Source organism: Pedobacter albus (genome assembly GCF_036324255.1).
Taxonomy (GTDB): domain Bacteria; phylum Bacteroidota; class Bacteroidia; order Sphingobacteriales; family Sphingobacteriaceae; genus Pedobacter; species Pedobacter albus.
The window spans coordinates 1,913,457-1,931,530 of the sequence record NZ_JAZDQT010000001.1 but is presented as its reverse complement, the minus strand read 5'-3'; the positions used below and the strand labels follow the sequence as shown (position 1 = coordinate 1,931,530).

At 43.4% G+C, this 18,074-nt stretch carries 16 protein-coding genes; 9 read left to right on the top strand and 7 right to left on the bottom strand.

Features of this window, described 5'->3' with window-relative positions:
- Positions 1-8: 8 nt before the first annotated feature.
- The 4 genes from VRU48_RS07990 to VRU48_RS07975 all read right to left on the bottom strand — a co-directional run bounded on the left by VRU48_RS07990 (position 9) and on the right by VRU48_RS07975 (position 6,519).
- A complete protein-coding gene (locus VRU48_RS07990) occupies positions 9-509 on the bottom strand; it encodes a DUF5004 domain-containing protein (RefSeq protein WP_330107397.1) in 501 nt (166 codons plus the stop codon).
- Between the two features lie 88 nt (positions 510-597).
- Entirely contained in the window at positions 598-1,974 is a 1,377-nt protein-coding gene (locus VRU48_RS07985) for a RagB/SusD family nutrient uptake outer membrane protein (RefSeq protein WP_330107396.1), read from the bottom strand.
- A 25-nt stretch (positions 1,975-1,999) separates the two neighbouring features.
- A complete protein-coding gene (locus VRU48_RS07980) occupies positions 2,000-5,059 on the bottom strand; it encodes a SusC/RagA family TonB-linked outer membrane protein (RefSeq protein ID WP_330107395.1) in 3,060 nt (1,019 codons plus the stop codon).
- Between the two features lie 446 nt (positions 5,060-5,505).
- Positions 5,506-6,519 (bottom strand): LacI family DNA-binding transcriptional regulator, encoded by a 1,014-nt coding sequence (locus VRU48_RS07975; RefSeq protein WP_330107394.1) that lies wholly within the window; start codon positions 6,517-6,519, stop codon positions 5,506-5,508.
- 151 nt (positions 6,520-6,670) lie between these two features.
- Here VRU48_RS07975 and VRU48_RS07970 point away from each other — a divergent pair, with 151 nt between their 5' ends.
- From VRU48_RS07970 to VRU48_RS07945, 6 genes are all read left to right on the top strand, one after another.
- The gene (locus VRU48_RS07970) at positions 6,671-7,822 is read left to right on the top strand and encodes an alpha/beta hydrolase-fold protein (protein WP_330107393.1); all 1,152 of its coding nucleotides are present in this window, start codon (positions 6,671-6,673) and stop codon (positions 7,820-7,822) included.
- A gap of 58 nt (positions 7,823-7,880) precedes the next feature.
- Positions 7,881-8,492 (top strand): GxxExxY protein, encoded by a 612-nt coding sequence (locus VRU48_RS07965; protein WP_330107392.1) that lies wholly within the window; start codon positions 7,881-7,883, stop codon positions 8,490-8,492.
- Between the two features lie 364 nt (positions 8,493-8,856).
- A complete protein-coding gene (locus VRU48_RS07960) occupies positions 8,857-9,882 on the top strand; it encodes a threonine aldolase family protein (protein ID WP_330107391.1) in 1,026 nt (341 codons plus the stop codon).
- A 104-nt stretch (positions 9,883-9,986) separates the two neighbouring features.
- A complete protein-coding gene (accC, locus tag VRU48_RS07955) occupies positions 9,987-11,477 on the top strand; it encodes an acetyl-CoA carboxylase biotin carboxylase subunit (protein ID WP_330107390.1) in 1,491 nt (496 codons plus the stop codon).
- Position 11,478: 1 nt separating this feature from the next.
- Positions 11,479-12,072, top strand: coding sequence for a riboflavin synthase (locus tag VRU48_RS07950; RefSeq protein ID WP_330107389.1), 594 nt, complete (start codon positions 11,479-11,481; stop codon positions 12,070-12,072).
- Positions 12,072-12,530, top strand: a complete 459-nt coding sequence (locus VRU48_RS07945) for a DUF4268 domain-containing protein (protein ID WP_330107388.1) — start codon at positions 12,072-12,074, stop codon at positions 12,528-12,530. The genes VRU48_RS07950 and VRU48_RS07945 overlap by 1 nt, the downstream gene beginning before the upstream one ends.
- 56 nt (positions 12,531-12,586) lie before the next feature.
- Here the strand turns inward: VRU48_RS07945 and VRU48_RS07940 are convergent, their stop codons facing one another.
- Positions 12,587-13,747 (bottom strand): tetratricopeptide repeat protein, encoded by a 1,161-nt coding sequence (locus tag VRU48_RS07940; protein WP_330107387.1) that lies wholly within the window; start codon positions 13,745-13,747, stop codon positions 12,587-12,589.
- Between the two features lie 142 nt (positions 13,748-13,889).
- On the opposite strand from VRU48_RS07940, the gene VRU48_RS07935 reads away from it, so the two are divergent.
- Positions 13,890-14,192: a hypothetical protein gene (locus tag VRU48_RS07935; RefSeq protein WP_330107386.1), complete on the top strand. Its 303-nt coding sequence runs from the start codon at positions 13,890-13,892 to the stop codon at positions 14,190-14,192.
- 30 nt (positions 14,193-14,222) lie between these two features.
- Here the strand turns inward: VRU48_RS07935 and VRU48_RS07930 are convergent, their stop codons facing one another.
- Positions 14,223-15,986 carry a sensor histidine kinase gene (locus VRU48_RS07930; protein WP_330107385.1) on the bottom strand — a complete coding sequence of 588 codons (1,764 nt, stop codon included), beginning with the start codon at positions 15,984-15,986 and terminating at the stop codon, positions 14,223-14,225.
- A 130-nt stretch (positions 15,987-16,116) separates the two neighbouring features.
- On the opposite strand from VRU48_RS07930, the gene VRU48_RS07925 reads away from it, so the two are divergent.
- Together VRU48_RS07925 and VRU48_RS07920 are read left to right on the top strand one after the other, a co-directional pair.
- Complete coding sequence (locus VRU48_RS07925; protein ID WP_330107384.1) at positions 16,117-16,707, top strand: porin family protein; 591 nt, start codon at positions 16,117-16,119, stop codon at positions 16,705-16,707.
- A gap of 111 nt (positions 16,708-16,818) precedes the next feature.
- Complete coding sequence (locus tag VRU48_RS07920) at positions 16,819-17,097, top strand: hypothetical protein (protein ID WP_330107383.1); 279 nt, start codon at positions 16,819-16,821, stop codon at positions 17,095-17,097.
- On the opposite strand, the gene VRU48_RS07915 is transcribed toward VRU48_RS07920, so the two are convergent.
- Positions 17,094-18,023 (bottom strand): YihY/virulence factor BrkB family protein, encoded by a 930-nt coding sequence (locus VRU48_RS07915; protein ID WP_330107382.1) that lies wholly within the window; start codon positions 18,021-18,023, stop codon positions 17,094-17,096. The two genes, VRU48_RS07920 and VRU48_RS07915, sit on opposite strands and share 4 nt — an antisense overlap.
- Positions 18,024-18,074 lie beyond the last annotated feature (51 nt).

Genomic DNA, 18,074 nt, shown 5'->3' with positions numbered 1-18,074 from the left:
TTTATCGATTACTTTTTCGTGAATTCATATTGGTAAACCAGAATGGTTTTGCCGTTTACCTTTTTTTCTCTTTTCAAATAGAATTTTCCGTTTTTCAGGTTGGCATAAGAACCCAAGGTAAGGGTTGAGGTTTGCCCGTTATTGCTCAGCGTAATTACACTTGGTGCCTTTGCATTGTCTACGCTCCAATTGCCCGAATTGAGGTCGGTAATTTTTGGCGCATTGCCCGGTGTAATGGTGAAGGTAGACGGGTTGCCAGAGGCATCGCCCTGAAAGGAAGCCACCAATTCTTTGTAAGGATAAATGTTGGTAATGTCCAATTCTTTGTAAGGCCATCCGTTCGAAACCGCATTTTGATCTACCTGTGTAACCTTGGTGAGGCTCCAGGTGCCCTGCATTTCTTTTAGAAAATTCTCTTCCGAACCAACAATCGGCCCAAATTCTTCTGGTTTGCATCCCCAAATGGTAGCGATGATGGATACCAGTACTATATATTTAATCTTTTTCATGTTATTTAATTTTGAATGAACGGGTTTGAATGATAGCATGATTTTTTAATTCTCTAATTCAATCATTCTCTAATTCAATCATTAACTACTAATTACATCCTCCCTCTGGGTTACGTTGAAAAGCCGTATTGCTGGCCATTTCGCCCTGAGGAAACTGAAGCACCAATCCTGGGCAGTTCCAAGGCGCGCCACGTTTGTCGATGTTTTCGCCTTTGGCACCAATTCTTTTGATCTCGGCAATGCGATTGCCTTCGGCTGCAAACTCGATGCTGCGTTCGAAACGGGCATTGGTTTTGATCAAGCTGGCCGATGAGTTAAGCGGGATGCTTTTGGTTCCTGCATAAGCCCTGTTTAAAATGTCGTTGATATCTTGGGCACCAACGGTTAGGTTTTGTCCGGTTTCTGCGGCAGATTCGGCCCTAATCAGTTTCATGTCTGTTAAATACAATACAGGAATTTCAAAACGATCCGAATTATATTTCTTAGTCACCACAAAGCCTGGATATTTGACGTTGTCGTACAAAGCTTTGCGTACATCGTTTGGCGTGTTTACGCTGTTGTAAAAATCGGTGGTAAAACGCAGGGTTGGCAAGCTGAAATCAGAACGATACTGACCTCTCAATTCGCCTCCCGGCTCGTAGGCACCTTTGGTATTTACGATTTTGAAAATGCTTTCTTTGGAGCCTGTTTCAGAAAAACGAATGGCATAAGTGGCATCTAGGGTAAATTTGTTGCTGCCAATAACCTGGTTCGAATAGAGGTAGGCATTCTGGAAATCGTTCATTTGGAAATAAACCTTAGCCAATAATGCTTTGGCCGCCCATTTGGTCGCATAGCCTCCATTGTCGTCTGGTAATTTCGTTTCGGCGGTTTTTAAATCGGAGATGATGATATCGTATACCTGTTTTACCGTAGCGCGAACACCGGGGTTGATGGTGGTGCTGGTCCTGATCGGAACGCCCAAGTGCGAATTGTCGGCGGTAAAGCCATAAGGCTGGGCAAACAGCTGTACAACCTGGAAGTGGCACAATGCCCTGATAAACCTGGCTTGGCCTTCGAGGTTGTCTTTCAGGCTAGAAGCTTTGTCTAGGTTCTCCAACACAATGTTAGCGCGATAGATGGCTTGGTAGATGTCGGTATACATGGCATTTTTATATTCGCCGAATACCGAGGTTTTACGGCCGAAAATTTCGCCAAAATCGCCACTCAGCTGCTGTCCGTTCAATTGATCGGCTAGCATGTCATTGATTACCTGTATTTTGCCGCCAAACATGTTGCCACCACCTACAATTTGGTAGGCCGAGTTCATTTCGGCTTTCAGGCCGGTTTCGTCGGCTATGGCTACGTCTTTTGGAATCGATTCTGGCGATGGCGCTTCCAAGAATTTTTTACATCCGGTGCCCATAACCGTCAACACGGCAAGTACCAAGAATGATTTTGAAATGTTTTTATAATTGATTTTCATTTTCTTGTCTATTAATGTCAATTGCCTAAAATGAGGTTGATAACCCAAAAGTGAACGTTTTTTGCTGAGGCGTAGTCAAATAGGTTACGTTAGGACTCATGTTCCTGTCTTGCGGGTTTTCAAAGTCGCGCGCAATTTCCGGATCGCCACCAGGGTATTTGCTAAAGGTAAGCAGGTTCATGCCTGTAGCAAACAGCTTCAGGTTTTGCAACCTTAATTTACGTGCAAAAGTTGCTGGTACATTGTAGGCCAGGGTTACTTCTCTCAAACGCACAAAAGAAGCGCTGTACAAGAACATGGTAGAGTTGTACTGCCACTCGCTCGATAGGCCTGCATAAGTACCGCTGTTCATGGTTAGACGAGGGAATTTGGCTATATCGCCAGGTTTTCTCCAACGATCGGCAATGTCTTCCCTGATGTTCCAATCGGTAACAATGCCCAATTGGCGCTTGGCCGAACCATCGTACAGGTTCCCTCCAAAAGAGAAGGTAAACAAGGTGTTCAGTTCAAAGCCTTTAAAAGTAAAGGTATTGGTCAGACCGCCTACATAATCAGGCAATACTTTGCCAATCGGCACACGGTTGTCTAACGAGAAGGTTTTGGTTTCGTAGCCGTTTTTGTCCAACCAGATCGGCAAGCCATCAGCAGGGTCAACGCCTTTGTAACGAACCAAGAAATTGGTGCCAATAGGGTAGCCCACCGCAATACGTGTATCATTGGTGCCACCACCAACGGCATCAGGCGTAAGTTGATCTAAGCTAAGTACCTCGTTAAAGTTTTTCGAAACGTTTAAGCGAGTTACCCATTTAAAGTTTTTGGCCTGTACGTTCACCGTGTTTAAGCTTAACTCGTAGCCTTCGTTTAAGATTTTGCCTACGTTAACCCATCCCGCGTTGAAGCCTGTTGAGGGCGAAATGCCACCATTAAGCAAAGCACCAGTGGTTATTTTTCTGTAGTAAGAGAATTCTCCCGAAATGCGGTTATTGAAGAGACCGAAATCCAATCCTAAATCGAGGTTGCGGCCTTCTTCCCATTTCAGGGCAGGGTTTTGTACGTTGGTTGGATACAATACCGGATTGCCGTTATAACTTCCAGAGAACTGGAACTGTTGGTAGTATTGCGCAGGAGGGAAGTTTGAGCTGCCCACCAATCCGTAACTGGCTCTCAGTTTTAAATTGCTGATGACCTTGCTGTTTTTCAAGAAATCTTCCTGACTGATGTACCAAGAGGCCGATGCGGCAGGGAAATAGCCATATTTGTTTTCTGGACCGAATTTAGACGAACCATCTCTACGAGCCAAGATTTGCAAATAGTATTTGTTGTCGTAAGAATAGTTGATCCTGGCAAAAAGGGAGCCAAAGGTATCACGATTTGCACCTGCGTAGTAAACCAATCCATTATTGGCGGCCAAAGTTTGCATGGCTTGATATAAGCCTTGCAGGTTGCTCGAGAAAGGCGCATCTGACCCACCGCTTATGCCATCTTTATAATAGTTTTTATAAGAAACCTGCGATTCGGCACCTGCCATGATGGTCATTTTGCTCTTATCGTCCATTTGCCAATCGTAGGTAGCTATTCCAGAAAAGTTTCTGTTAAAGATTTTGGTTGGGTATAAGGTGGCACTGCCCACGGTAGAGCCGTTTAGCGCCGCCGGACTAAAGATGTTATCTTCCACATCTAAATTGTCCATATTGAAACTGCCTTTTAAACTGAAGTTTTTGAAAGGCTTTAATTCCATGGTTACACCGGCCATAATGCGCTCGTTTCTGGTTTTCCAATCCAATAGGCCCAGGTTACGTGCCGGATTGGCTCCATTGCTAAAGAAAGAGCCATCGGCATTATAAACCGGATAAATTGGAAGTGCCGTCGACATGGCATCGCCAATACCGCCGCTCCATGCTGCATTTACACGTTGGTTAATTCCTTTGTCGTAACCTACGTTAATGCTGGTGGAGAAGTAGTTGGTTGGTTTGATATCGAAATTGGTCCTGAAACCGTAACGCTCGTAAGAGTTGCCTTTTAAAAAGCTTTCGTTGTTGCTGTAATTGGCCGAAACATAGGTTTTGATTTTTTCTGTGCCTTGGCTAAAAGATACGCTTTGGTCGTTCGATTTACCGGTTTGGGTTAGAATATCCCACCAATCGGTGTTGTTTTGCTGCGCTTGTGCCCAAGTTAAACCACCTGGAAGTGGAGCCAGACCCGTATTTCCGTCGTTGGTCCAAGCTTCTTGGCGCAATTGCAACCACTCCGGACCATTGGCAAATGTAGGTTTATTGGCATAGGTGCTCAAGCCAAATTTGCTCGAAAGTGATATGGTTGGCTTTCCTGTTTTTCCTCTTTTGGTGGTAACGAGGATCACGCCATTGGCGCCACGAGATCCATAAATACCAGCTGCACCAGCATCTTTTAAAATCTCTACCGATTCGATATCGTTAGGATTGATGGTGGCCAAAGGGTTTTGGTTCATCGCGCCGCGATTGCCGGTAATAAAAGGATCCGAAGTAATCGGAATACCATCTACTACATATAAAGGATCGCCACCGGCACTGATAGAGCCAATACCCCTGATCCTGATTACAGAACCGCTACCTGCCAAACCACTGCCTTGGGTTACCTGCACGCCTGGTGCCTGTCCCTGCAAGCTGGCTTCGAAACTCGGTGTAGGCAAGGCCGTCAGCTTATCGCCACTTACCTTGGCAATGGCGCCGGTTACCTCGCGTTTGGTCTGTGTACCGTAGCCTACCACAATCACCTCGTTCAGGTTTTGCGATTCGGGCTTCAATTCAAAATTAAGCACTACATTGCCAGTGCCTACCGTTACCGATAATTTGGTGGCGCCAAAACCAATATACTTTGCAGTTAAGGTATAAGTGCCCGTGGCCAAACCCGTAATGCGGTAGTTGCCATCGTTGTCGGTTGCGGTAATTTTTTGGGTACCGTCTACTTGAACCGATGCCCCCGGAATAGGCAGTTTGGAATCGTCAAGAATTTTACCAGAAATGCTTCCAGTTTGTGCATAAGCTGCCGATGTGCAGAGCGCAAAAAACATCAACAAACAAAGCTTAATAGGGTAGAGTACTTTCATAGAAAAAAGCCCGTTTTAAAGTTTAAATATTTGGTTATAATTAATTGTGTATTACACTATTGTAAATTTAATGGCGCAGATTAAAAATCAAAATTTTATATCATAATTTTTTTTGAAGCCATATTTTATGGAGGGAAAAGCCTTTAAAAAGCAAATAAATGAGCAATTAAATTCTTTTAAAATCAGTTTATTTTTTATTTAATTAACTGATAATTAAAATTTTACAATTCAAAAATCGAAATTTAAGTGTATTTTTTACACTAAGTTGTTTTGTTGCATGTTTTCGGGAACGTTTTCGGGAACGTTCCCGAAAAATCGAAAAGAAAATGAAATAATGTTGCAACAAGAGGGGGTTGATTCTGCGCGTTTTTGAAAAATCGGAGAAAAAACTGATGAAAAACCATCGGTTTTTTGGGACTGAAAAATGCGGTTGATTTGAACCTGTTTTAGGCCTTCGAAGTCGACTCGCGCTGCACCAGTTTCGAGTTCAAAACAAGCTGCGTAGTTGGGGTTACATCGTCGGGGTTTTCGAGCATTTTAAACAGCAGTTCGGCGGCGGTTTTGCCCAGCTCCGAAGCAGGCTGCGTAACGGTACTTAACGCAGGGTTGAGCAAGGGTGCAATCTCCAAACTCGAGAAACCGATTACCTTCAAATCTTTGGGTATAACAAGGTTGATGTCGTAACAGGCGTAGTAAGTGGCAAAGGCCAAACGCTCAACCGAAGTAAAAACGCCGTCGGGTTTCAAATCGATAAAGGCCTTTTTCAAACGGTCTATATTTTCCTTGTAGTTGTTGGTACAGTCGATGATCAGTTCGTCTTCAAAAGGAATCTTGAATTTTTTGAGGGCATCGATATAGCCCTGCATACGTGTTTTGCCAATAGAAAGGGTTTTGTTTACGGCCAGGTAGGCAATGCGTTTGCAACCCTGTTGGATCAGGTGCTTGGTGGCGGCAAAGCTGCTGTCGTAGTCGTTGGTAATTACCCTCGGGGTTTCAATGTCTTCGTAAACCCTATCGAAAAATACAATAGGCAGGCGTTTTTTCGACAATTCGTTCAGGTAATTGTGGTTGTTGGCCTCGCCCGATACCGACATGATAATGCCATCGGCCCTGCCATTGTGCAAGTGTTTGATAAAGGAAACCTCTTTTTCAAACTGGTCGTTGGTGGCATAAACCAAAATGTGGTAGCCTTTGGCGCTTGCCACACGCTCAATGCTCTGTATGGCCAGCGAGAAATAATTGTTGGCCAGTTCGGGTACAATAACGGCAATGGTTTTACTTTTTTGCTCCCTCAGGTTGCTGGCATAATGGTTGGGCTGGTAATTGAGCTCTTTGGCCATGGCCAGGATGCGTGCCTTGGTGGTGGCGCTGATATCGCTGTTATCTCTAAACGCTCTCGAAACAGTAGAAGTAGAAAGATGAAGGGCCTTCGCTAATTTTTTAATGTTCACATTGTCCATCTACCGGCAACAATTATTGTAATGATTTGATTTGTGTGTAAATATAAATGATAAAAGAAGTAATTATTTCTATTTATTTGTTAAATGATTTGAAAATTGGCACATTTCATCAAATAAATAACCTCAAAGCAACAAATTTAACCTCACTGTTATGAAGCGTATCTTGTTTTTGGTTCTTTTGCATGCGGCTTTTTTAGGTGTTAATGGCCAGGTTAAAGTTCGTTTTGAACTGCTTGATGTGCCCAAAACCAACGAAGAGAAACCTGCTTATTTTGTGGCTGGCAACTTTAACAACTGGTCGCCCAACGATGCCAATAGTCAGCTGGTGAAAACGACGGACAGCTATGTTTTAGAAAAATCTCTTCCCCTTGGAAACTATGAGTTTAAAATTACCCGTGGCCATTGGAACAAGGTGGAAAGTGCTAGCAGTGGACAGGCCATCGCCAATCGAAGTTTCACGCTCAAAAAAGATACGCTGATTCGGCTAAATGTTGCAGCCTGGGCCGATGCCTTTAAAAAGGAAGCTCCCCAATCTACCGCAACGGCAAATGTACACTTGTTGGATAGTGCCTTCGAAATGCCCCAGCTCCATGCCAAAAGAAGTATTTGGATCTATTTGCCTCCTTCGTATGCCAAATCGAAGAAAAAGTATCCGGTTTTATACATGCAAGATGGACAAAACGTGTTCGATCAATCGACCTCTGGCTTTGGCGAATGGGGAGTTGACGAAATATTGGATAGCCTGATTGCCAAAGGGGCAAAGGAATACATCGTGGTGGCTGTTGCGAATGGGGGAAGTGAAAGACTAAAAGAATATAATCCCTACGATAGTCAGTATGGAAAAGGCAAGGGCAAAGCTTATGTGGCTTTTTTGGCCGAAACTTTAAAGCCTTATATAGATCAGCATTATCGAACTTTAAAAGACAGTAAGCACACGGCAATAGCGGGTAGTTCGATGGGCGGTTTGATTTCGATGTATGCCATGGTGGCCTATCCTAATGTTTATGGGAAGGCGGGTGTTTTTTCTCCGGCATTCTGGTTGGGCAAGGCCATCGAAGCCGATATTAAAAATGCTGGTGTTGCCTTAAAAGGCCATCAGGTTTATCTGGTGGCAGGTGGCTTGGAAGGCCAAATGATGACCCGTGATATGGAAAGCGTTTATCAGATCTTACTGGGCACTGAAAAAGAACAGTTCCTTAAGGCAAACAAAGAAGTAAAACTGGTAGAAAAAGCCGATGGCAAGCATAGTGAATGGTTTTGGCGACGCGAATTTCCGGCGTTTTATCAGTTTATTGCAAATTAAGGTTTGAAACCTAAGTGGTTAAAAACATTAAGGCATTTGGGTTCATTAAGCCTGGTGTTTGTGGCTGGCAACATGTCTAAATGTTGCCTTAATTCCTAAATGGTTAAAAAACATTAAGGCATTTAGGACCATTAAGTTTGGTGTTTGTGGCTGGTGCATATGCCTAAATGTTGCCTTAATTCCTAAATGGTGGAAAAACAACTATTGGCAAGTAACAAAATTAAATCTTATTTTTATTCCTATAAGTTTTAATGGAGGGACGGAGATGACAAAAAGGGATATTACGGCTTTATCGTATCAGGTAACAGGTTGTGCAATTAAGGTTCATAAATCGCTTGGGCCGGGTTTGCTTGAAAGTGTTTATGAAATGTGTTTGTATTATGAATTGCTGAAGAATGGATTTGACGTGAAACAACAATTGATAGTCCCCGTGTTTTATGATAGCATTCAGATAAATACAGAATTAAGATTAGACTTTCTGGTAAATAATTTGGTTGTTGTTGAACTAAAAGCAATCGAACGTTTATTGCCGGTTCATGAAGCACAGATTTTGACTTATATGAAATTGGTAGGGGCACCTCAAGGTCTATTGATTAACTTTTTTACCGATAACATTACCAAGTCGATGAAGCCTTTTGTAAACGAGTTCTTTAATTCCCTACCCGATTAACTATTTCTTTCTTAAAACTGACGATAGGTTTAAACATTAAGGCATTTAGAGCCATTAAACTTGGTGTTTGTGGCTGGCATATATGCCTAAATGTTGTCTTAACTCCTAAATGGTGAAAAAACATTAAGGTATTTATGGGCATCAATAAGTTTGTGTTTGTAGCTGGCGCATATGCCTAAATGTCGCCTTAATTCCTAAATGGTTAAAAAAACACTGAGCCAAGTACTAGCTGCTTAAATGTTGTTTTATAGTTTTTTTACCGATAATATTACAAAATCGATAAGGCTTTTTGCAAAGGAGTTTTTTAATTTGCTGGCGGATTAGATATTTCCTTTTATCTTAATTCCTTTAATGCCGATAACAAATGAACAAAATAGATTTTAGGAGCGACACCGTAACCAAGCCAACGCCTGGGATGCTCGATGCCATGATGAATGCCAAGGTAGGTGACGATGTTTTTGGCGAAGACGAAACCGTTAATGCCTTAGAAGAAAAACTGGCCGCGATGTTCAACATGGAAGCCGCGTTGTTTTGTCCTTCGGGTACCATGAGCAACCAGATTGCCATCAAGTGCTTTACCCAGCCTATGGACGAAGTCATTTGCGACCAAACGGCGCATGTGTATCGCTACGAAGGTGGTGGCATTGCCTACAATTCGATGGCTTCGGTACGTTTGCTTAATGGCGAGAGAGGTATTTTGACGCCAGAAATGATCGAGCCCGAAATCAACGCCGATAACATCCATTACCCTAATTCAAGCCTCGTAGTGCTCGAAAATACCGTAAACAAGGGTGGTGGCAAATGCTATACCCTTGGCCAAATCGAGCCCATTCATAATTTGTGTGCCATCAAAGGAATTAAGCTTCATTTAGACGGCGCCAGAATTTTCAATGCCTTGGTGGCCACCGGCGATAAAGCCAAAGACTATGGCCATTATTTCGACGGCATTTCGGTTTGTTTGTCAAAAGGCTTGGGCGCGCCGGTGGGTTCTGTATTGCTTAGTTCGAAGGCTACCATTAAAAAAGCCTTAAAAATTAGGAAAGTACTGGGCGGAGGGATGCGTCAGGCAGGATTTTTAGCGGCGGCGGGCATTTATGCGCTCGACCATCACGTAAATCGCCTAGCCGATGACCATCAGCATGCCAAAGCCTTAGCCGAAGCCTTGCAACAAACCAGTTATGCAGAATCGGTGATGTCGGTCGAAACCAATATTGTCCTTTTCGATGTGGCAAAAGGCCTCAAAGCCGACCATATGGTCAGAGCTTTAGAAAGCAAAGGCATTTTGTGTAACAGCACTTCCGATAAAACCATTAGATTTGTGACCCATTTAGATGTTTCTTCGGCCATGATTGATCAGGCCATAAGCAACATCAAGGGACTGCATGTGTAAGGATCAACAAAGCTTTCGTCAGGAAATATGCTATCCTTTCGCGGATAAACGTGCTAAATTGTGAATTGAAAACTGCCGGCTCAAGCTGGCAACCGAAATACTGTATGAACAAAATATTAGTGGCCAATCGTGGCGAAATTGCCTTGCGCGTCATGCGCTCGGCAAGAGAAATGGGTATCAAAACAGTGGCTGTTTTTTCTGAGGCCGACCGCTCGGCTTTGCATGTGCGGTATGCCGACGAGGCAATTTGTATTGGTCCAGCGCCTTCAAACCAATCTTACCTGCTTGGCGAAAAGATTATCGAAGCTTGCAAAGTTACAGGTGCGCAGGCTATCCATCCAGGCTATGGCTTTTTGTCTGAAAATGCAGCTTTTGCCCGGGCGGTAAAAGAAGCCGGACTGGTTTTGATTGGCCCAACGCCCGAAGCCATGGAAATCATGGGCAATAAACTTTCGGCTAAAGCGGCTGCACTCCAATATAACATTCCGATGGTACCCGGTACCGAAGAGGCCATAACCGACATCGAAGAAGCCAAGCAACGCGCCATTGAAGTTGGTTTTCCAATCTTGATCAAGGCCGCTGCAGGCGGTGGCGGTAAAGGCATGCGCATTGTAGAAAAAGTAGCCGATTTTGACGAGCAGATGCACTTGGCCGTAAGCGAAGCTACGTCGGCATTTGGCGATGGGTCGGTGTTTATCGAAAGATATGTAACCTCGCCTCGCCATATCGAAATCCAGGTGCTGGGCGATACCCACGGCAATATTGTGCATTTGTTCGAGCGCGAATGCTCGGTACAGCGCAGGCACCAAAAGGTAATTGAAGAAGCTCCATCGGCTGTGCTTACACCCGAAATTCGGGAAAAAATGGGCCGTTGTGCCGTTGATGTGGCCCGCTCGGTAAATTATGTGGGGGCAGGTACTGTAGAGTTTATCTTAGACGAGAACCTCGATTTCTTCTTCTTGGAAATGAATACCCGCTTGCAGGTAGAGCACCCGGTTACCGAAATGATTACCGGACTGGATCTGGTCAAAGAACAGATTAAAATAGCCAGGGGCGAGGCATTGAGCTTTAAACAGGAAGACCTGAAAATTAATGGCCATGCCATGGAACTGCGTGTTTATGCAGAAGATCCGTTGAATAATTTCTTGCCCGATATAGGCACTTTGCAAACTTATCGCACCCCAAAAGGCAACGGCGTAAGGGTTGACGATGGTTTTGAAGAAGGCATGGAAATCCCGATTTATTACGATCCAATGATTGCCAAACTGATTACCTATGGCAAGGATAGGGAAGAGGCCATCGAACGCATGATCCGTGCCATCGACGAATATGACATTACGGGCATACAAACTACCCTGGGTTTTGGTAAATTTGTAATGCAACACGAGGCCTTTACTTCGGGCAAATTTGATACCCATTTTGTGGGTAAATACTTTAATTCCGATAGTTTAAAGACCGAAAACGAAGCAGAGGCCATGTTGGCCGCTTTAACAGCCGTTAAGATGTTGCAACAAGAAAAAACAGCCCTGAACCAAAGTGCCGAAAGCGAGCAAAGCCAAAGCAACTGGTTAAGGAACAGGAAAAACTATATTTAAGATGTTTACCGGAATTATCGAAACCCTAGGGAAAGTGGAGAAAGTTGTGGCCGAAGGCAACAACTTGCATTTTACCATTCAATCAGCTATTAGCCATGAGCTGAAAATAGACCAGAGCGTTGCCCACAATGGAGTTTGTTTAACGGTAGTGGCTATCGATGGGCATTCGCATACCGTAACGGCTATTGAAGAAACCCTGAATAAAACCAGCTTGGGCCAATTAAAACTAGGCAGCAAGGTAAATTTAGAGCGTTGCATGCAAATGAATGCCCGCCTTGATGGCCACATTGTGCAGGGGCACGTAGACCAAACAGCGCAATGTATTTTGGTAAACGAATTGGATGGCAGCTGGGAATACCGATTTAAATATGATGGCAGTACAGGCAACGTAACCGTTGAAAAAGGCTCTATCTGTGTAAACGGGATTAGCCTTACGGTGGTTAATTCGGAAGTAGACGAGTTCTCTGTATTCATCATTCCCTATACTTTCGAACATACCAACCTGCAGGAGGTAAAGGTAGGCGATACCGTTAACCTCGAATTTGATATCATTGGTAAATATGTAGCCCGCTTGATGGACAAGGCAACTCATTAATGTACAGCAAAGAAGAAGCCTCAAAAATACGCCAGTCTTTTTGGATTACCTTTGACAAATACATGAAGCCTATCCCGTCGGCCGATGGGATGCCTGTAAACTGGGTTAATTACAAAACCGGTGTCAAACATATTTTCTTTAGAATGGATGCCGTTAAACGAGGCGCCAGCATTGCCATTGAATTGGCTCATCCCGACGCCGGCTTAAGAGAGCTTTACTTTGAACAATTCCAAGCCGTAAAACTTTTGCTCGCCGATGCCCTTGGTGAAGAATGGGAATGGCAGGCCAATACCACGAACGATTATAGCCAGCCCTTAAGTCGCATTGCGAAAACTACGGAAGGAGTAAGTATCTTTAAACAAGAAGATTGGCCCGCAATTATCTCTTTCCTCAAACCACGCCTCATTGCCCTCGATCAGTTTTGGAGCGATGTAAAGCCTATTTTCGAGGCGCTTTAGTAAATTCTTTTTGTGCTGAATTTTTAATCTCCCCCCAAGGGAGAAGAATTTGATTTTTATTTCGTAACCGCTTCTTTTGGATTGGTCAAAGCTTCTATCCTCGCTTTTACATAAACAATTTGCTCCTTGTCTTTTTCAGGGTCTGGTTTGCCTTTGAGGTAAAGGTTATAATAGGTCAGTGCATTTTTGGCCTGTTTCAGACTTAAATCGTACAATAAGCCCATCCTGTAATAAATCGAATTGCTGCTGCTAAAGGTGAGGCCTCTTTTATAGGCCGTAAGTGCATTGGCAAACTGTTTCTTTTCTTCATAAATGCCGGCTAGGGTGCCGTAGTAGGCTGTCGTATTCGTCGATATGCCTTCGTCAATGGTCTTTTTGGCGTATACAAGGGCCATTTCATAGTTCTTCAGCTCGCGGTAGCTCAAGGTCATGTAATACACAATGGCTTCGTTAACGGTACCGGCATCTTCCAGTACTTTGTAAAGGCTCAGGCATTTTTGGTAGTTCTTTAAAAAGAAATAGGCTTTGCCTACATCCTTCATTACGTTGGCATCGGCATCGTTTTGCAACAACTTCTCGCCAACGGCAATTACTTCTTTGTATTTGCCCAGTTGGTTGGCCATGGGCAATAGGGTCTGTTGCAAGATGAAATTGCCCGTATCAGCTGCAATGGCTATTTTGAGTACATTGTAGGCCGGTTCGTATTGCTTATCGTTGCGGTAAGCCGTAGCCAGGTCGTAAGCTACATCGGCATCTGTTGCATTTAATACATTGGCTTTTTTGAGGTAAGCCAGTTTGAGCCCGCTGCTATCGGTAAGTCCTGCCAACTGTTTGTAGGCATTAAAATTGGTGCTGTCTATCGAGATGATCTGCGCTAAATAACTTCTGGCCTTGGCGTTGTTGCCCCTTCTGGTATTGATATTGGTAAGGCTGAACAGCACAGGCAGGCTATTGGGCTGTAAGGTGTTGATTTGTAAGTAGTTTTTTTCGGCATCAGGCAGTTTGCCCGACATCATGTTGCAGTAGGCCATTTGGCCCAGTGCCTTTATGTCTTGCGTATCGCTAGGGTAGATGCTTTGCAGATATTGGGCAGCCTCGGCATAACGCTGACTTTGGTAATATTCCAATAATTTCTCCTTATCAATACTAACAGTTTGGGCAGTTAAACTTTTGCAAAATAGCAATACAAACAAAAAGGGAAGCCAGTTTCTCATCATCGATTATTTTTAACTAAATTATTAGTTATTTGTTTAATCTCCAAATTTCTCAGACACAAATTAGTTGTGGGTCAAACTTTTTGGCAAGGTAATTGGTTCTATTGAGGCAAAACATATTGTTAAACCTTAATTAGAAAAGCATATGGATACCTTAAAGAAGTTTGAATTAATGGAAAAGATTGTAAGGGAACTTGAAGACTTGCAACACTCTCAGCAGGCCATTATCCAAAAAATTGGAAAGATTGAAGTAGACAATATAGAGCTGGGCGATAAAAAACTGGAAAAAGACTTGCCCGACATGCACCAGCGGGTGGCCGACAACCTCGATACCATCGTGGATATCTTGGCCTATTTTGCCGATAAAACCACCAATTTTGGTAATAAAAACAACGTAGAAGCGCTCAAAGAGCAACAGGCCATTAACGAAGCAACAGGTCAGAAATAATAACAAGAAGGCTCCCCATCGGAGCCTTTTTTATTTGGAAGTAGGCAGGCTCAGGCAAAATTTGGCGCCTTGGCCTTCCTGGCTGCTTACCGTAATGTCGCCATCGTTGCGGATCATAAAATCCTTGCACACCATCAGGCCAATACCCGTTCCTTTTTCGTTAAAAGTGCCTCGGGTGGTGATGTTTTCATTTTTGAACAAACGCTCCAGCACATGGGCCGGAATGCCAACGCCGTTGTCCTGTATGCACACCAGCATGGTGCCGTTGCGTTGGTATACGGCAGTGATGTGTATCTCGCAGTTTTCGTGGCAAAACTTAATGGCATTGTTTAAAATGTTGCGCATCACGATCTGGATCATCAGGATATCGGCATAAACCATCTCGCCAGGAAAAACATCGTGGATGATTTTTATCTTCTTGGTGGTAGCAGCGGGCAGGTGGTAATTGATTTCGTTGATGATGAGGTTGCGCAGGTTGAAAAACTCCTTTTTGATGCCAAAGCCCTTAAGCTGGCTTCTCGACCAATGCAGAATGTTTTCCAGCAAATCGGTGGTGTAAATGATATCCTTGCTCAACGTAGGCGAGATGCTTTTAAATTCTTCGCGGGTAATCTGGTCGTTGGCAATCATTTTAAGCACTTCAGAAAGGTTAACCAACGGACCCCGCAAATCGTGGGCAATAATAGAAAATATCCTGTCTTTAAGCTGGTTCAGCTTTTCCAGCTCATTGGCCTGCTCTTTGGTACGTATGGCCTCTCTTTTAAAATTGGTCAAGTCCTGAAGCTTGATAATGGTAAAATCGTTGTTGATCTTATTGTCGACCAAAAAAAGGATATCGGCTTCGAGGTAAAGTATTTTGTTTTCGAGTGTTACATCCAGCTCTATCTTGCCCGATTGGTGGTTCTTGATGCGCTCGAAGAAATAAGGCTGGTTCGGAAAAATCTTTTCTAATTGCGTTCCTATAATTTTTTGGTCTTTGGCTATCGAAATATAGCGCTGTATGGATTTGTTATAGTCGATAATGCGGTTCTGCTGGTCGAGTACGAAAAAACCGTCTTGCATCAGTTCCAGCACCTTTTCGCGCGCAATGGGAATGATATCGAACAGCTTGAAGCGGTAAATGCCAATCAGGATGAAAAAAGAAGTAAGCACAAAGGCAAAGGGCGTAATATCCAAATGGGCAAACGGCCTCAATCCGAGCAGATAGCTCATGTTGGCCAGCCAAGGTATAAATGCCGCAATCACAATACTGTAATTCTGTTTTTTGTAAATGGGATCGGAAGTCCTGAACTTCATCAAAATCAGGTAGCAGCCACAAGCCAGCAACAGGTAAAAATAAATGGTAAAGATGCGGTACCAGATGCCAGGGGTAATAGCCACCATCGGAAAAGGGCCATCGGTCGCAATTTCAATGTGCTTGTAGTGCAGGTGATGATAGCTGTTGGTCCAAACCATCAATATCGTGACGATGGGCGCAATCAGAATGAGCGCAAGGTTTAATCGTTTTTTGTACCAGCATTCCTTGTCGCAAAAGCTGAGGCAGAACAAAAACCAGTTTAAAGGCAGGGTGGCAATGCCGATGTATTCGATATTGATTAAAAACTTGATCTGGCTTAAGGTGCTGCTGGCCAGCTCGAAACCATAGGCTGTAGACCAAATGGCGTTAGAGAGCATCATCATAGAGAACCACTTTACGGCTTCTCCGCCTCTTCTGTAAATGTAATTGGATAAAACAATTGTTGTACAGCCACAGGCCAGCAAAACAATCGCATAAATATTAAATGAAAACTCCATTTACGAAGGGAAAATACTCAAAAACAAACACTTGAAAATTAACAAAGGGTACTGATAAAACTACAAAATTTAGCTTTCAATTTAAAATATTATCTTTACGTTAATAACATTAGAAACCCAATGCTTTAATATGAAAAAGATTAGCCTATTATTCGTACTGCTTTGCGCCAGCAGCCTTGCTTTTAGCCAAACGGTGCCTTCTTTCCAGCTCGGCCTAAAAGGAGGGATGAACCTTTCTAAATTTAATACCTCAAATACATTCAGCAGCGATAACCGTGCTGGCTATTATGTTGGCCTTTGGGCCCGTATTGGCGCCGCCGGACTGCACTTGCAACCAGAACTGTACCTTTCGGGCAAAAATGCAACCTTGCAAAATGCCGCTGGACAAGAAAACAAGGTTAAGTTTACCAGTTTAGACGTACCGGTATTGGTGGGTACTAAATTTGGTGCAGCCGGTGTAGGCTTAAGGCTCAATACAGGTCCGGTTGTTTCGTTTGTGCTTAACGAAGACCAAAATTTTTCGCAGGCGGCCGCTTCGGCATTTAATGGCAAGTTCAAAGGTCAGGCTTTTGCCTGGCAGTTTGGTGCCGGTGTTGATATCGGTAGCATAGGTGTTGATTTAAGATACGAATTGGGCCTTTCTAAGCTTAATTCTACTGGTTATACACAGTCGACCAAACTCAATTTGTTTACCCTAGGTCTAGCCTATAAATTGTTTTAAAACAATATCTCTTTAAAGTTGTAAGAATGGATGGCCAAAAAAGGTCCATCCATTTTTTTTGGCAATAAAATTGATGCGGTTTTGTCAGTCACAAACCTAAACCTTATTGCCATGAATTTAAAAGAGCTATTGTTGAATGGCCAGAGCTTTTTGGCCCTGTTAAAAGAGTTTGCCATCGAAGCCAATGATTTCGTTATTCAGGACGAAGACATGATTACGGCCGACCAAAATCTGGCACAGCGCGAAATTGTGAAGGAAACCATTTGCATTGAAGGCAAAAACAAAGATGGCATCTTTAATTTCTTCGGAACGCTGCACCTCAATCTGCTGAACAAATTGGCTGTTTTCGAAATGCAGGGTTTTGAGCAGGTGGGTTTGCGTACCAATTAACCTTTGCCTTCTTCTTTGGCTATTTCTTTGATTTCGTAAAGGAAAGCGCCTTTTATTGGCTTAATCGGCTTACTGCCGGCATCGCTTAATACCTTTACAAAGCAGGCCCCAAAATAGAAGATAAACGACGAATAAAATACAAAGAGCATAATCAGTACAATAGAGCCCGAAGCGCCGTACACATTGCCAATGTTGCTCAAAGGCAGCATAATGCGCAAAATAAACTTGCCCAGCGTAAACAAAATGCCGGTTAGGATGCCACCGCGTATCGATGCTTTCCAACTGGGACGTCCATTGGTAAGAAACCGGAACAACACCGTGAACCAAGCGGTTACGATAACCACAAAAAGTGCCTGGTTAAGTACAGACAGAAATATTTTGCCAAAAGTTGGGGCTGCGGTATTGATGTAGGTGCCGATAAATGCCTGCACGCTGTCGGTTAAAAGGCCTACAAAAAACAAGATGCCCGCCAAAAGAATAATCACCATGGAGCGTGCTCTTAACTTGAGGTTAAACATGATACCGATTTTTTCGTTCACGCCAATTTTCCAAATCTGGTCCATCGAGTTTTTGATGACATTAAAGAGCGTGGTGGCCACAAAGATGAAAAACACAAAACTCAAAATGGTAGCCCACCAGTTGTGGTCAATTCCCCTGATGTTTCTGAGCGTTTGCCTGATCTGATCGGTGCTGCTGTCGTCTAAAATGCTGGCCAATCTTTCAAAAATCTGTCTGGCCAAAAGCTTCCTGTCTACAAAAAAACCAAACAATCTAATCAAAATCAGCAGGATGGGCGGGAGGGCGAAATTGGCGAAAAAGGCTGTTGCACCGGCAAGACGCAAAGGATCGTTTTTTCTGAACAGCTTGAAGGCCGTTTTAATGTGCTTAAAAAATAATTTCGACCTTTTTACCGTAATTGCTGACATCTGTGGAATTTACCCTAAGGTCAAAAATAGCAAAATTATGGTAGCTGTAAC

What these genes read in the sequence shown, in the direction of transcription:
- VRU48_RS07985 (WP_330107396.1), bottom strand. Translation starts at nt 1,974, where the DNA reads ATGAAAATCAATTATAAAAACATTTCAAAATCATTCTTGGTACTTGCC.
- accC (WP_330107390.1), top strand. Translation starts at nt 9,987, where the DNA reads ATGAACAAAATATTAGTGGCCAATCGTGGCGAAATTGCCTTGCGCGTC.
- VRU48_RS07975 (WP_330107394.1), bottom strand. Translation starts at nt 6,519, where the DNA reads ATGGACAATGTGAACATTAAAAAATTAGCGAAGGCCCTTCATCTTTCT.
- VRU48_RS07950 (WP_330107389.1), top strand. Translation starts at nt 11,479, where the DNA reads ATGTTTACCGGAATTATCGAAACCCTAGGGAAAGTGGAGAAAGTTGTG.
- VRU48_RS07945 (WP_330107388.1), top strand. Translation starts at nt 12,072, where the DNA reads ATGTACAGCAAAGAAGAAGCCTCAAAAATACGCCAGTCTTTTTGGATT.
- VRU48_RS07920 (WP_330107383.1), top strand. Translation starts at nt 16,819, where the DNA reads ATGAATTTAAAAGAGCTATTGTTGAATGGCCAGAGCTTTTTGGCCCTG.
- VRU48_RS07970 (WP_330107393.1), top strand. Translation starts at nt 6,671, where the DNA reads ATGAAGCGTATCTTGTTTTTGGTTCTTTTGCATGCGGCTTTTTTAGGT.
- VRU48_RS07990 (WP_330107397.1), bottom strand. Translation starts at nt 509, where the DNA reads ATGAAAAAGATTAAATATATAGTACTGGTATCCATCATCGCTACCATT.
- VRU48_RS07915 (WP_330107382.1), bottom strand. Translation starts at nt 18,023, where the DNA reads ATGTCAGCAATTACGGTAAAAAGGTCGAAATTATTTTTTAAGCACATT.
- VRU48_RS07925 (WP_330107384.1), top strand. Translation starts at nt 16,117, where the DNA reads ATGAAAAAGATTAGCCTATTATTCGTACTGCTTTGCGCCAGCAGCCTT.
- VRU48_RS07980 (WP_330107395.1), bottom strand. Translation starts at nt 5,059, where the DNA reads ATGAAAGTACTCTACCCTATTAAGCTTTGTTTGTTGATGTTTTTTGCG.
- VRU48_RS07960 (WP_330107391.1), top strand. Translation starts at nt 8,857, where the DNA reads ATGAACAAAATAGATTTTAGGAGCGACACCGTAACCAAGCCAACGCCT.
- VRU48_RS07930 (WP_330107385.1), bottom strand. Translation starts at nt 15,986, where the DNA reads ATGGAGTTTTCATTTAATATTTATGCGATTGTTTTGCTGGCCTGTGGC.
- VRU48_RS07935 (WP_330107386.1), top strand. Translation starts at nt 13,890, where the DNA reads ATGGATACCTTAAAGAAGTTTGAATTAATGGAAAAGATTGTAAGGGAA.
- VRU48_RS07940 (WP_330107387.1), bottom strand. Translation starts at nt 13,747, where the DNA reads ATGATGAGAAACTGGCTTCCCTTTTTGTTTGTATTGCTATTTTGCAAA.